Source organism: Mycolicibacterium pulveris (assembly GCF_010725725.1).
Lineage (GTDB): Bacteria > Actinomycetota > Actinomycetes > Mycobacteriales > Mycobacteriaceae > Mycobacterium > Mycobacterium pulveris.
In genome coordinates, this window is the sequence record NZ_AP022599.1 from 639226 (window position 1) to 652143 (window position 12918).

The following is a 12918-nucleotide window of genomic DNA, read 5'->3' on the forward strand; positions in this document are numbered from 1 at the left end:
TCCGTCTAGGGAAGCCATTGAATATGACGCACGCGACAATTTCAAGCAAATCCGTAAAGCATAATTTGCTAGCTCCGCCCGATGATTTGGTGACGAAACGGCTGCCAGCAGTGTTGGGCTCGGGGGCGCCCGCGACCCCGTGAAGGCAGATTTGCGAAGCTTACCGATCGACGTCAAAGTCCACGACGGATCTCGTCGTTATTCGAGTGTGGAGCCGCCCGCCAGCCGTGCCGAATGATGCGCCGACGTGAGCCCCTCGGTGCGCGGCCCGGGATCGTCACAGGCGACCCAAAACGATTTGCGGCCAACACTTTCCAGCCGAAAGCGCCAGCCATCTCCTCGACCCCGGGTCGCGCTGCGGAAAAGGCTCGACCATCTGGGTCAAAGGACCTCGGCACCGCAGACCTCGGCATATGCTCACACTTCTAATGACCGAGTGGCTGCTGCTCGTGCTACTTGTTCCGGCCATCGTCGTGCCGGTGGTGTTGCTGCTCGGCTTCGCCGGTTGTGATGAGGTCTTCGGGCTCGACCGTATCGAGGAACCAGAGCCCGCACCGGTGATCGAATCGGCGACCGGCAAGAGCCTGGGCGTCATAACGCTGACGTGGGTGATCGACCCGACCGCGACGGAAATCGAGTTCGAACGGACCAAGGTCAATCCGATGGGGCCCTCGGGCCCGCCGTATCGGTTCAGCGTGACCGCGTCTCTGGCCAGCCACGACGACGACGCCGCGCTTGAACCAGCCACCACCTACACCTACACGGCCAAGGCCAAATTCGCCGACGGCGACCTGTCCTTATCGTCCGCGCCGGTCACGGGTACCACGCTGCCGCCGCCGACCTTTGACGCCGCGGGCGCGGGGGGTTCGGGGTCCGGGACCAACACCGCCACGGCGACATGGCCCCATACCGCGACCGCCGATTCCACAGCGGTCGTCGTCGTGGGCATGCGGTGGGCGCATCGGGGTGGATTTCTGCCACCGAGTGGATCACCCACGCGCACGGCCACTTACGGCGGCAACCCCATGACCTCACTTGGCGTCGTGGGCCTCAACAACGCGGCCCTGACGGCGATCAACGGCACGTTCATCTACCACGAGTTCTTTGGGTTGCTCAATCCCCCGGCGGGCGAGCAACCGGTGGCGGTGACCGTCGAGCGCGCGGGTGCGGCGTCGATCACCGTCGAGGGGTGCTCGGTCTCCTACATCGCGGTGTCGGCGTTCGGCGCCGTCACCGCGAACGCCGGCACCGAAGCAGGCACGGCGCTGTCGCAGACGGTCATATCAGCCGTGAACGAGTTGGTCGTTCAGATGTTCACCACCGCATCGGCAGCGATCACCAACTACAACCAGACGTTGCGTTTCACCGGCATGGCCAACGGCGTCGGCATCGTCATCGGAGATGCGCCGGGAAGCGCGTCGGTCCCCATCACCGCACAGCGCGCCGACGGAGTGGACTACGCAGCGCTGGCTCTGCGACTCACGCCGATCCTTTAGCGAGGCAGCCATGGCCAATCCCTACACCGGCGACTACCCCGCGGTGGTGCAGATCGCCGTGCGACAGCTCAACGCCCTGTTGGGAACCCTTCACCAGAACGGTGATCAGGACACACCGCTGAAGCTGATGCACAGTGTGGCCACACGCATCGGAGATCCGCGCCGCAGACTCCCGGACGTCGGGGCGTTCGGGGATTGGTTGGTCGCCTATCAGCGTGCGCGGACCGGCCGTGGGCTCACCGATCTCCGCGACCAGCTGACCGCGACCGCGCCCCCCGGCGCGGTGCGGATGTTCACGGACGCCTTCGAGGGATTCGATCGCGATTGGGAGTTCGAGCTGCCTCCCGATGTGGTGCGTGGCAGAGCCAAACTGCAGGTCTCGTCCATCACGGTGACGGTGCCCGACGGCTCGTCGACCGAGGTCGTCATTCGGGCGGCGGTGCGGGCGCAGTATTACCCGGACCCGGGCACCACCGAGCTGCCACCGTCGGTGCACGGCGAGGTGCGTGCCACCTTCGACGTCAGACAGACACCGCACGGGACCGGACGTCGGCTGCTCATCCGGCCGTCGGCGCAGGACGCCAAGATTGACTTCACCGCGGCGCCCGGCAGCGGATTGTCGCCCTCAGCAGTGAGCCGGATCGCCGCCGAGGTTCGCAAGTTCATCCGCGAAGGCGTATCGCTGCTGCCCGTCGATCTGCCCCACGACTTCGCGTTCGCCGACTTCAAGGGCCTCGGGTCCGGGCCCAACCAAGTCGTCGCGCTGCCGTACCAACTGTCGGGGGGTCCGCCTGCACCGGCAGGTCTGCACAGCATCACGCAATCCTTCCTCGGCTCAAGCGGATTCGGGTTCGCGGTCAGCAAGGAACAGGTCAACACCCTGATCGACCTCGAGGCGATCCGTGAGGCGGTCAGAAACCGGCCCCCGCTGACCTTCACGATCAGCACCATCTTCGGTGGTTCCGTTTCGGTGAAGTACCGGTTGCGCTTCAGTTCCGGGCCCACTTTGACCTTCAAGGCCGGCGCGATCGAGATCGCGGGCCGGGTCGCGGCGGAAACCGATACGTCGTGGGCGCCCAACGGGTTCGTCAGCTTCAGACAACGTTTTGTACTGGTCCTGGATCCGGGAAGCCAGAGGATCAGCCTCGAACGCGCGGGCGAACCCGAGGTCGACGAGTCGTGGTTCATCCCGCACAGCAGGGCGACCAGCGTCGTACGGGCCGAACTCGACAACGCGTTGGCGCAGAACCGACCCGCGATCCGCAAGGTGTTCGACGATGCCAGAAGCGGGCTCACCCGCGGGCTGAGAACTTTCGACACCGCCGCGTCGGCGTCCTACACGGCTGTCGAGATCACGCCCGAGATCGTCTTGGTACGCGGTGAGATTCACGGGCAGGCGCGCCGCCCACCGGTCGTCAAGGTCGAACAGACCCACGGGGGCGCCGCGTTCACGGCGCTGAACAGCTGGATTCCCGCCGGCACCATCGGACGGTTCGTCTGGACATGGGTGGAGCATTCGCATCCCGCGAGCATTTGGTCAGGCGCTCAGAAAACCGTGGTCGACGAGCACCGCTTCATCCTTCCCAAGCCGGCCGGGCTCGCAAGCGTCAGCCAGATCTGTCTGCGGATCGAGGGCACGCAGATCACCCCGTCCGGGCAGCAGTCGAGCGTCGCGGCCGGCACGACGTGTCAGGTGCAGGAGCCGGAGTTCGGGATCGACATTCCGTCGTGGTGGCGGCCGGTCGCGATCCCGATCTGGCGGCCGGGTCTGGCCGACACGGTCCCGTTGAATCAGGCGATCGCAGGCCACACCAGCGTGGCAGCTTTCCCCGGGGACACCTCACCTCAGCGAAATGCGTTGGTGTACTTCGTGGATGATCAGCGGGATCGGCCGCTTGACCCGCTCGTCGACGCGTGGCGCCAGGCACGCAGCAGCCCTTCGCTGGTGGTGACCGTCGTGGTGCCGACCGGGACGTTCGACGCACCTCGCGGCGAGGTGGAACGCCGACTCGGGTTGCCTCACGACGGTCTTCCAGCGGTGCACATCACCCAGGACGACGACGGCGGCTGGACACAGACGTTCGGCGTCTCCCGGATGCCGTCGATGTTTCTGATCAACGCCAGGCACGAGTTCGTCTGGAAGCACGAAGGCGAACCCCGGCCCGGAGAACTCGCTGCCGTGCTGGACACGCTCGAAGGCCCGCCGACACCGTCGCACTTCCGCCCGCTACGACTGACCGTCGCGCCAGGTGAAGCGGCTCCGAACGCCAGGTTTCACGACGGCGAGCACCCGTATGCGCTGCACCGCTTTCGCGGCCGCGATGTGCTGCTCACCTTCTGGCAATCATGGTCCGCGCCGTGTCTTTCCGAGTTGCAACGGCTGCAGAAGATGCACCAGGAAGGCCGGGACGCGCCGTTCATCGTCGGCTTTCACGGCGGCGCCAAGAGCGAAGCGGTCGACGAGATCCGCAAGCGTCTGCGCCTGACGTTCCCGCTCGCGCAGGACCATCAGCAGCGCATCGCCCGCAGATACGGGGTGCGGTGCTGGCCGACCACCGTCAAGATCGACGCCGACGGGTGCGTCGAACACGTCCAATTCGGAACGGCGCACGATCACGACCGGCCGAAATCGGTCACGAGTGGTTGACTCATGCAGCTGGTCCTGACCGCAGGCCTCGTGCTGGCCGTCGATCAAGCGGTGAAGCTTGCGGTTCGCAGCAGCCGGTTCGCAAGCCTGCGGCTGGGGCCGTTCGGGTGCCTACGGGTGGTCGCGGGACGGTTGTGGTGGTCTCGGTCGGCCGCGCCTGCCTCGAAAGGTCTGTTGATGTGGGCGGTGTCGGCCGCGGCGCTGATGGCCGCCGCCGCGGCATTGCCGTCGTCGGCCGTGTTCGTCGGGCTGTTGCTCGGCGGCTCGCTCAGCAATGTGATCGAAAGCTCGCTGCGGGGTTCGGTCACGGACTTCGTGTGCCTGCGATTCTGGCCGGCGTTTAACGTTGCCGATGTCGCGCTCGCGGCCGGTGCCGTGGGCATCGGGTTCGAACTGGTGAGGGCAGTCGGTGCCGTCGCGGGCTGAACTCGCCGTTTCGGGGCTTCCGCGCTTCGTCACGATCGCGGGGTGGCGGGTCAACTCGTACAAAGTCTTTCTGGCGGTTGGCATCTGCGTCGGAACGCTGACGACGGCGGCGGTCGCGGACGCGGCGGGGCTGTCGCCGCTGCCCGTCGGGCTGGCGGCAATGGTGTGCGCGCTCGCGGGCTTGGTCGGCGCCCGGATATACCACTTGCTCGTGCAAGCGCCGCGCTACCTCGGCGGGGACTCGCCACGCGCGTTGTGGCATACCGCATCCGGGGGAATGGGCGTCTTCGGTGCGCTGCTCACGTTCATCCCCGCCTCGTTCGCCGCTGCCGCCGTCATCAGCGTCCCCGCCGCTGTCTTGTGGGATCAGATGGCCGTCGGCGTGCTCGCGGGGGGATTCTGGATCCGGCTGGGGTGCGTGCTGAACGGCTGCTGCGGCGGGCGCGAGACCGACGGACCGTTCGGGGTTTTCCTGCATGACACCGTTGGTGTGCGTAAGCGACGCGTTCCGGTGCAATTCCTCGAAATGGCCTGGTGGCTGCTCGGTCTGCTCGGCTTTCTCGCCCTGTGGCCCACGGGCTCCCCTGCGGGCAGTGGCGCACTGGCCGTTCTCGCCTGGTACGGCGCAGGCAGGTTTCTTCTCGAGCCGCTGCGGGAAAGGCCGGCGATCGTTTGGGGCCGGGTCCGGATCAATCAGCTGGTGGCCCTCGCGATCGCGGTCGGCGCGATCGGTTCGCTGATCCTGGTTTTCTGGCGTCCGTGAGGATCCAACGAAGTAGTGCCGCATCCCTACGGCCTCCTCTGGTGAACGCGTCCCGATGTCCAATCTGCGCGGGCTTCTCGGCGCCCTATATGTCCGGGCGTGTTGATGCCGGCGCCGTCGGGTTATCCGGGGCGCTGCGGTGTTTGGCGTGGGCGGTTAGGCCGCTTGGTCTCCTGGGGGTGCGGGCCCGCCGGGTTCGTCGGCTGGGTCGGTTGATGTCGCGGCGCGCGGTTCGTCTCCGGCGACCTGGTCGCCGCCGGCCGGTTGGTCGTCGGGTCGGAGCAGGCGTTCGGGGCGGTGGTAGTAGTTGCTGCGGGCTTGGCCGGTGTCGAGGTTTGGTGGTGGGAGCCATTCGACTTCGCCGTGGGTGTTCATGCGGGTGCTCCAGCCGCCGTCGTTGTTGACGCTGCGGTTGTGGGGTCCGCAGGCCAGTCCGAGTTCGTCGACGTTGGTGTTGCCGCCGGCTGCCCAGTCGGCGTGCACGTGGTGTGCTTGGCAGCCGTAGGCGCCGACGGTGCAGCCGGGTTTGGTGCAGCCGCCGTCGCGGGCGATCAGCATGATCCGCTGTGCGGGTGAGGCGGTGCGTCTGGCGCGGAACAAATCCAGCGCGGATCCGGTGGCGTTGTCGAACACGGCCAGGTAGTGGTTGGCGTGGCCGGCCAGGCGGATCACGTCGGTGATCGGCATGACGGTGCCGCCGCCGGTGGTGCCGATCCCGGCGCGAGACTCTAAGTCCTGCAGGGTGGTGCGGATGATGACCGAGACCGGTAGCCCGTTGAGTTGGCCGAGTTCACCGCTCATCAACGCGATGCGTCCGACGGCGATCAGCGCGTCGTGTTGGCGTTGGGCCAGGCTGCGGTGGTCGTTGTCGATCTGGGCTTGGGTGGGTGTGCCTGAGGTGCAGGGTTGGGGATCGTCGGGGTTGCACATGCCCGGTGCGGCGTATTTGGCGAAGATCGCCTCCCACACCGCCCATGCCTCCGGCGTGAGCATCGCGCGCAGTTGCACCATCCCGTCAGGGCCTTGTGGAGACTTCTTAACCCCGCGTTTGCGGGCCCGCTCGACGTCGGTGGGCTCGGGGCCGTCTTGATCCAGCAGAAACAGCCTCAGGTCCGCGGTGTCGGTGAGTTCTTTGGGTCCGACGTTGACCGCGGTGCGCACCAGGTCGACCTCGAACTGATCACGGGTAATCGCATCCACCCAGCCCGGTAGCTTGGCCATCGATTTACGGATGACCTCGAGGTGTTCGGCGTTGATCAACCCGTGGGCTTGCGCGGCGGCGGTGGCGGGCAACACCGGCGCCAGCGCCGGGCCGGTCACCGCCTGGCGCGGCGCCAACAGTTCGGCTTGGGCCAACCGCCGGTTGGCCTCGCTGGTGGAGATCCGGTAGCGCACCCGCAGCACTTCTTTCCACGAGTGCGCGCCCATCTCGCCCGGCGTGGTCTCGGTCTGCAGACGCGCCAACAACCGCTGGCTCATCGTGGGCAGCTGACACGACAACGTCTCGATCTCATCGAGAGCGGCCAGCAGATCCGGGCGGGTCAACAACTCCAGATCGCAGGCGGCCACCTGTTCATAGGCGCCACGCAGCTCGGCAATCGCCGCCTGCAACCCGCTCCCCGACATACCTCGAACATACATTCGAACACCGACAAACCACTGACTCGAACTTTCTGTCAGGGTCGCGCTGTCAGGGTCGCGTTATCCACAGCGCGGCCGGTCCGAGTTGTCCAACAACACCCTGCCACCCTCACTGACACTCGTCATTGACGACCGTCAGTGACGAGATTACCGTGGCGCCATGGCCCCCGTGGTGTCCACCGCAGCCAGCGCTCGTGAAGCGCAACGACTCGAGACGCGAGCGCGGTTGTTCGACGCCGCGGTCGCCGAGATCGGCCGGGTGGGCTTAGGTGGCGCCGACGTCAGCGCGATCGCGCGCGCGGTTGGCGTTGCTCGGGGGACGTTCTACTTCCACTTCCCGACGAAGGAGCACGTCCTCGCCGAACTGCAGCACGGCGAAGAAACCCGAATCGTTGCCAAACTCGAAAAGCGTTCGCCCCCACCTGATTTAGAATCAGCTCTTTCGGACGTCGTCACCGAAGTGCTGGTCGCTGAGCGGCGGCTCGGCGAAACCATCTTCCGCGAAATGCTGGGACTGGTGTTCTCCTCTGCACGACCAACGGAAGCGCAACTCGATGAGCATCCACTGGCCGAGTACGTACTGGGGGTAATGACTCGCGCGCAACACGAGGGCGTGCTGTCGGCGTCCGTGCAACCACACGAGCTGACCATCATCTTCCTCAACGGAATGTTTGCCCTGTTGACGACACTCGCGACAACCGCAGGCGCACGCAAGAGGCTGCTGGACCAATTCGTGAAGACGATGGTTACCGGAATGGAGGCGTTGTGAGTACTGGGATCGACGGCTATATGGAGTTTCTCGTCGAACGAGACGGCGAAGCAGACGCGCTCAACCGGCGCCTGTCCAACCGTGAGGAGTACTTTGCCGATATCGAAAGCAACCCGGTTCGATCGACCCGTCGAATCGACCAGGATGTGTTCAACGCCAACCTCAGACGGCGTCGGCCGGAACCGGGCCTGAGCCCCGAGATGCTCTTCCTGCTGGCCACCGCGAAGCTCAATCAGGCCGAACGTTTCGGGGTCAACCTCGGGGAGGCCTATGGAATCAACAGCGGGAAAGACCGGCCGCTCGAGCGGGTGTACATCGAACTCGAGGAGCACTACCACACCAAGCTGCTCGCCTATGTGCTCGACATCTTCGGATTGCAATTTCAGGTCTCGCCGCCTCCGTTTGTGATGCGACAGTTCGTCAAGCTCAGCGTGTTCACACCCGAACGCCTCGGCGTAGCGGCCGTCGGTGCCGGCGAGATGGCTGGATGCGTGATGTTCGATCAGTTGCGGCGGGTAGGAATCCAGCTGTTCGCCGACGAGCCCGCCGTGGCGGCCCGGATTGATTCTCTGTACCGGGAGATTCTGACCGACGAGATCGGGCATGTCGGCTACTGCGCAGCGACCTGCACGTCGGCCGAACGCGCAATAATGCGTCGGCTCTATCCCTATCTGGGGCGGCTTTTCGCCCGCCAGACCCCAGAGATCAGTCAGCTCGTCGATCGCGAACAACTACACGCGCTGCTGGACCGGCCGTTCGACGTCGAGGCGCTTTCGGCCGGCCTGCCGCACAGAACGTTCCTCGCCGCACACCCGTAGCGTCGCCCTCGATATGTCGCAACAGAAACAGGGCAGAGTGAAATATGCGGCGGCGATCATCCTGGCCGGAGTCGCCGCCGGTGAGGGCATCATCGCCTTCCCGGACAAACCCCGCGAGCTGTGGCGGACATATTCAGCGGCACCGGAGAGGGCAAAGGAATATCTGAAAGACCTTGCCGCACAACGACGCAAGGCCTTCGCCGCTGGCGATGTCGAAGCTGCGTTGCGTGCCACCGCTCCCCGGGAGTGAGGGTGGCGACGACCGCCGCGTATATCCGGACCCAGGCTGCGGTGGCCGGGCTGATCAATTTCGTGGTCAACCCGGCCATCGACTGGCTCTCGTTGCGACACAAGGGAGCTCAGCCGATATGGGGCGCCGACGGTCTGGTGGTCAACTTCGTCATCACCTCGCTGATCTTGTCGACGCTGGTGGGGATATTCGCCCAGTGGGGCGTACGGCGGGAGGAGAAGGCTGGTCGCGTGCACTCGCGGAACGCGTCGTCGTCGCGCTGGCTGCACCGGTTGCCCCGGCGCGGCTGGGTCGCCGGGCCGGTGCTCGGTGCCGCCGCCGCGGTGGTGGTGATCGCGCTGTTCTGGGCACTGCACGGGCTCGGGATGACGAAATGGTCACTGGCCGCTCTGATGGCGGTCAAGGCGGTGTACTGCGGGCTGCTCGGTTTCCTGGTCGCGCGCTGGGTGATATCGCGTCATCTGGCGTGACCTCGCTCACCCGCTGCTGGCCGGCAGCCATTGGCCGGGTGCCTACTACCTCACGGCTGCGCCGCAGTTGCCCACGTCTGGGAGGGACGGCATCACCGACGCCGGTGACGCGCGATCCGTACGGGCACCTGTTCCCGACGACCTGTGTCCAGAATGTGCCCAAACGAGAAGCAGGCCAGAGCGAAAATACACTCTGGCCTGCTTTTCCCCTGTGGAGCTGCCGGGAATCGAACCCGGGTCCTGCGGTGTTCCCTCAAGGCTTCTCCGTGCGCAGTCCGCTATGCCTCTGCTCGGATCTCCTGATCACGCGGACAAGTCAGGATGACGATCCCAGTCGCTGTTGGTGTCCCGATGAGCCCCGCGACCGAACTCACCGGTGGATCCCTCTAGCTGATGCCAGGCACCGGGTCGAGGGCGTTCCCGGGCTGACAGACTAGCCGTCGCTTAGGCAGCGAGGGCGTAGTCGCGCTGATGAGAATCGGCGCTTAATTGGTTGCAACGACGCTTACGGTGGTCTCTTGCCTGCACCGGCACGCTTCCCTTGATTCGACACTCGAAGTCGAAACCGTTCAGCCCCATGTCTAGTTGTCGAACAACACCCGCCGTCCTGGCAGGACAATCAATGGTACGTCAGCTTCAACAGTCGGCCCAGTCATTTATTCCCGCCCGCGGCCCGCAGCTCGCCGTGGGGTCAGGCGGGGATGAGCCCCTGGACGAGGTCCGGCAGCGTCGGATGACACCGCTCGGCCGAACATCCCGGTGCCGACGCGACGGCAGAGGCGAACTCGGGCGCGAGCACACCCGGGGCGACGGTCGGCAACGACAGCTGCACCTCGGACACGTTGACCGCCCCGAACGCCAGGAAGTTCTCGTAGGCGGTGGCCGAACTGGTCACCTGCAACGTCAGCGAGTCCCCCGGCTCCATGGTGTACACCACGCTTTCCATCGGGACGGTGACGGTGCGGGTGCGTCCGTCGAGGATCACGGGGATGGGTGAGACCAGATTGCCGACCACCAGGCCGGTCGCGTCGTCGACGAGCTGGGCGTAGACGAACCGGCCGGTGCCGAGCCCCTGATAGGTGAGGGTGAGCTCCGGCGCGCCCACGATCCGGGTGGTCTCGGTCGGCGACGGCGCAGGCACCGTGAGGCTCAGCGCGTTTCTGGCCGGGGCGGCCGACGGCAGCGCATACGGGAAGGGAATGAGAGTCTGCGGTCCCGAGCCGCCGATGACGGGGGCGATCGCCAGCAGTCCGCCGGCGCCCGAGGAGACAAGGGCGGTGCCGGCGAACCCCGGGTCGAACGGGAACAGATCCGACGAGTAGAAGTCCCCGTTCTGGTCGACGAACTGGAACCGCGGGATATCGTCGGCGGGCATCTCCGGGTCGCCCTTCACGTATTGGTCGAGCCAGGCGAGCGTGGCGGTCATGACCATCGCGTCCTGATAGTCGAGATCGACCGGATCCAGGCAGACACCGTGGCCGCCGCAGTACCAGATCATCTTCACCGGCACCCCATTGGCGGCCAGCATCTGCGCGTTGGTGACCGATTGCCGCAGCGTGAACAACACGTCGACGGTGCCCTGGACCAACAAGGTCGGCGCGGTGATGTTGTTGACCAACACCGTGGGCCCGCTGCTGGCCAGCAGGGCCTGGGCGCTGGGGGTGAGGAAGCCGAACAACGCGCCGCTGAGGATGCCGGCGTAGATCTGACCGTTGATGCGGGCGCCGGTGGTCACCAGGTCGAGCAGCAACAGCGACGCCATGCTGGTCTTGAACGCCTGGTTCGGGTAGAGGGCTTCGTTGAGCGAATTCCACGCGATGCCGGGCACGATCGCGTCGACGCGGTCGTCGATGCCGGCAGTGACCAGCTGGATGCCGCCACCGTACGAGCCCCCCACCATGCCGAGCAGCGGATCGCCCGCGACGACGGTGGTGGCGCCCTGGGCGATCGCCCAGTCGATGATGGCGGAGACGTCGCGACCCTCGAAGAACGGCGAGTCCAGCTGCAGGACGCCGCCCGAGGCGTGCTCCCCGCGCGGATCCCAGGTGATGACGTTGTAGCCGGCGTCGCGCAGCGGGACCAGACCGGGCACCAGGCCGGTGATGTCCCACTCCGAGTCCGGATCGATGTTTCCGGCCGAACCGAGGCCCGGGCCGTTGAGGACCGTCGGCGCGGTCTGACCGCCCTGCAGCCCGGAAGCCGGGAAGAAGTTGGTGCTGATGGGCGTGCCGTCAAACGACAGCACGTGGACGGTGAACGCCACCGGGGTGTCCCCCGGGGCGAGCGCGCCGACGTCGACGTTGACCGTCACCGTCGCCGAATGGCCGATCAGCGGGCTCAGCAGCACGTTGAGGATCGGCGCCTGATGCAGCGCGGTCACGATGCTCGGGACGAACGCGCCCACGATCGGCAGCCCCTGCAGGAACGCGGTGAACGGTGTGGTCTCGGCGATCAGCACGCCGAACTTTTCGGTCCCCCCGGAGCTGACGACGGTGCCGTACGGCAGGAAGCTGAACTCGCCGGTCTGCCGATCGAGCAGCACCTTGCCGCCCGCGCTGGGTGCACCGACGACGGTATAGGTCAGCGGTAGCCCACTGGCATCCACGGCGTCGACGTCGCCCCGGATGACGCCGTCCACCAGCTCCGGAACCACCGGCAACACACTGATCGGGTTGCCGCCGACGAACAGACTGGTGGTAGCCGGCGCCTGTGCCGGCGCGACGGTGAGAGCGGTTGGCTGCAGGGCGATTTCACGCCGGGTGAAGGCCAGCAACGCCCAGACCGCCGGCGAGTCGATGGGCGCGCCCGGGCCGGTGCCGAACAGCGTGCCGCCGGCCAGGTCGGCGACCAACCGGGGTAACGAGATCGGCGCGTCGACGGGTGCGTCGGCCTCGGGCTCGGGCTGCTCCGGCGCCGGCGGCGGCACCGGCACGGACACCTGCCGCGACAGCACGGGCGCCGCGACGTCGTCGGCCTCGCCGATCTCCGGATCGGGGGTTTCGTCGATCGCCGGGTCGGGGGTTTCGTCGGTCGCCGGGTCGGGGGCTTCGTCGATCGCCGGGGCGTCCGGCGCCTCGGTCTGCTCCGACGAGGCTGAATCGCTTTTCCCGCCGCGACGTACCGGGGCATTGTCGTCGGCGGGATCCACTTCGACGACGAGGGTTTCGTCGATCGCCGGGTCGTCCGGCGGCTCGAACCGCTCCGTCGCGGCCGAGCCCGTCTCCTCGTCGTCGGCCGGGTCGGTTTCGGTGACGGTGTCGCTGTCAGGCCGGCCGTCCTGTTCGGCCGCATCGTTCGTTTCGCCCGAACCGACCGAACGCTCCGGCCCCGAGTCCGAGGTCGACGATTCGTTGCCCGGCTCGGCCCACGCCACCCCCGTCCCGGTGACCACCGCCACGCCCAGGCCCAACGCGACCGCCAAGGCTCCCACACGTCCGACATGCCGAGAAGCGCTCACGCTTCCCCCCCTTTACCGGCACCGCCCACCAAACCGACAAGTGATCAATTTCTAGCCGACTCCGGTCGCCTCGCGGAAGATTTCGGCAGATTCCCGGTCACTACCGCCCCGCGATCGACCGCAGACTGCTTTTTCCGGTCGGCAGATCGCCGAAGATATCCCCGAGGATGATGCCGTAGCC

At 66.5% G+C, this 12918-nt stretch carries 10 protein-coding genes and 1 other RNA gene; 8 read left to right on the forward strand and 3 right to left on the reverse strand.

Annotation, left to right across the window (positions count from 1 at the left end):
- Window positions 1-428: 428 nt before the first annotated feature.
- The 4 genes from G6N28_RS03360 to G6N28_RS03375 are packed head-to-tail and all read left to right on the forward strand — an operon-like array spanning window position 429 to window position 5332.
- Window positions 429-1496 (forward strand): fibronectin type III domain-containing protein, encoded by a 1068-nt coding sequence (locus G6N28_RS03360; RefSeq protein ID WP_163897035.1) that lies wholly within the window; start codon window positions 429-431, stop codon window positions 1494-1496.
- 10 nt (window positions 1497-1506) lie between these two features.
- Window positions 1507-4143, forward strand: a complete 2637-nt coding sequence (locus tag G6N28_RS03365; RefSeq protein WP_163897036.1) for a TlpA family protein disulfide reductase — start codon at window positions 1507-1509, stop codon at window positions 4141-4143.
- A 3-nt stretch (window positions 4144-4146) separates the two neighbouring features.
- A complete protein-coding gene (locus G6N28_RS03370; RefSeq protein ID WP_163897037.1) occupies window positions 4147-4569 on the forward strand; it encodes a signal peptidase II in 423 nt (140 codons plus the stop codon).
- The gene (locus G6N28_RS03375) at window positions 4553-5332 is read left to right on the forward strand and encodes a prolipoprotein diacylglyceryl transferase (protein ID WP_163897038.1); all 780 of its coding nucleotides are present in this window, start codon (window positions 4553-4555) and stop codon (window positions 5330-5332) included. The genes G6N28_RS03370 and G6N28_RS03375 overlap by 17 nt, the downstream gene beginning before the upstream one ends.
- Before the next feature lie 156 nt (window positions 5333-5488).
- Here G6N28_RS03375 and G6N28_RS03380 read toward each other — a convergent pair whose 3' ends face one another.
- Window positions 5489-6973, reverse strand: a complete 1485-nt coding sequence (locus G6N28_RS03380) for an HNH endonuclease signature motif containing protein (RefSeq protein WP_163897039.1) — start codon at window positions 6971-6973, stop codon at window positions 5489-5491.
- A 160-nt stretch (window positions 6974-7133) separates the two neighbouring features.
- Here G6N28_RS03380 and G6N28_RS03385 point away from each other — a divergent pair, with 160 nt between their 5' ends.
- Genes G6N28_RS03385 through G6N28_RS03400 form a run of 4 tightly spaced genes read left to right on the forward strand, consistent with a single transcriptional unit; the run spans window position 7134 to window position 9280 of the window.
- Window positions 7134-7742 (forward strand): TetR/AcrR family transcriptional regulator, encoded by a 609-nt coding sequence (locus G6N28_RS03385; RefSeq protein WP_163897040.1) that lies wholly within the window; start codon window positions 7134-7136, stop codon window positions 7740-7742.
- Between the two features lie 20 nt (window positions 7743-7762).
- Window positions 7763-8560 carry a hypothetical protein gene (locus tag G6N28_RS03390; protein ID WP_163905786.1) on the forward strand — a complete coding sequence of 266 codons (798 nt, stop codon included), beginning with the start codon at window positions 7763-7765 and terminating at the stop codon, window positions 8558-8560.
- 13 nt (window positions 8561-8573) lie between these two features.
- Complete coding sequence (locus tag G6N28_RS03395; RefSeq protein ID WP_163897041.1) at window positions 8574-8810, forward strand: hypothetical protein; 237 nt, start codon at window positions 8574-8576, stop codon at window positions 8808-8810.
- 2 nt (window positions 8811-8812) lie between these two features.
- Window positions 8813-9280, forward strand: a complete 468-nt coding sequence (locus G6N28_RS03400; RefSeq protein WP_235674451.1) for a hypothetical protein — start codon at window positions 8813-8815, stop codon at window positions 9278-9280.
- Between the two features lie 209 nt (window positions 9281-9489).
- Here the strand turns inward: G6N28_RS03400 and ssrA are convergent.
- Window positions 9490-9857, reverse strand: a transfer-messenger RNA (tmRNA) gene (ssrA, locus tag G6N28_RS03405).
- Between the two features lie 114 nt (window positions 9858-9971).
- Window positions 9972-12737 (reverse strand): CocE/NonD family hydrolase, encoded by a 2766-nt coding sequence (locus G6N28_RS03410; RefSeq protein WP_163897043.1) that lies wholly within the window; start codon window positions 12735-12737, stop codon window positions 9972-9974.
- Window positions 12738-12918: the final 181 nt, after the last annotated feature.

Bases quoted from the DNA above. Each gene is read 5' to 3' on its own strand.
- G6N28_RS03360 (WP_163897035.1), top strand. From the start codon at position 429: ATGACCGAGTGGCTGCTGCTCGTGCTACTTGTTCCGGCCATCGTCGTG.
- G6N28_RS03365 (WP_163897036.1), top strand. From the start codon at position 1,507: ATGGCCAATCCCTACACCGGCGACTACCCCGCGGTGGTGCAGATCGCC.
- G6N28_RS03370 (WP_163897037.1), top strand. From the start codon at position 4,147: ATGCAGCTGGTCCTGACCGCAGGCCTCGTGCTGGCCGTCGATCAAGCG.
- G6N28_RS03380 (WP_163897039.1), bottom strand. From the start codon at position 6,973: ATGTATGTTCGAGGTATGTCGGGGAGCGGGTTGCAGGCGGCGATTGCC.
- G6N28_RS03385 (WP_163897040.1), top strand. From the start codon at position 7,134: ATGGCCCCCGTGGTGTCCACCGCAGCCAGCGCTCGTGAAGCGCAACGA.
- G6N28_RS03390 (WP_163905786.1), top strand. From the start codon at position 7,763: ATGGAGTTTCTCGTCGAACGAGACGGCGAAGCAGACGCGCTCAACCGG.
- G6N28_RS03395 (WP_163897041.1), top strand. From the start codon at position 8,574: ATGTCGCAACAGAAACAGGGCAGAGTGAAATATGCGGCGGCGATCATC.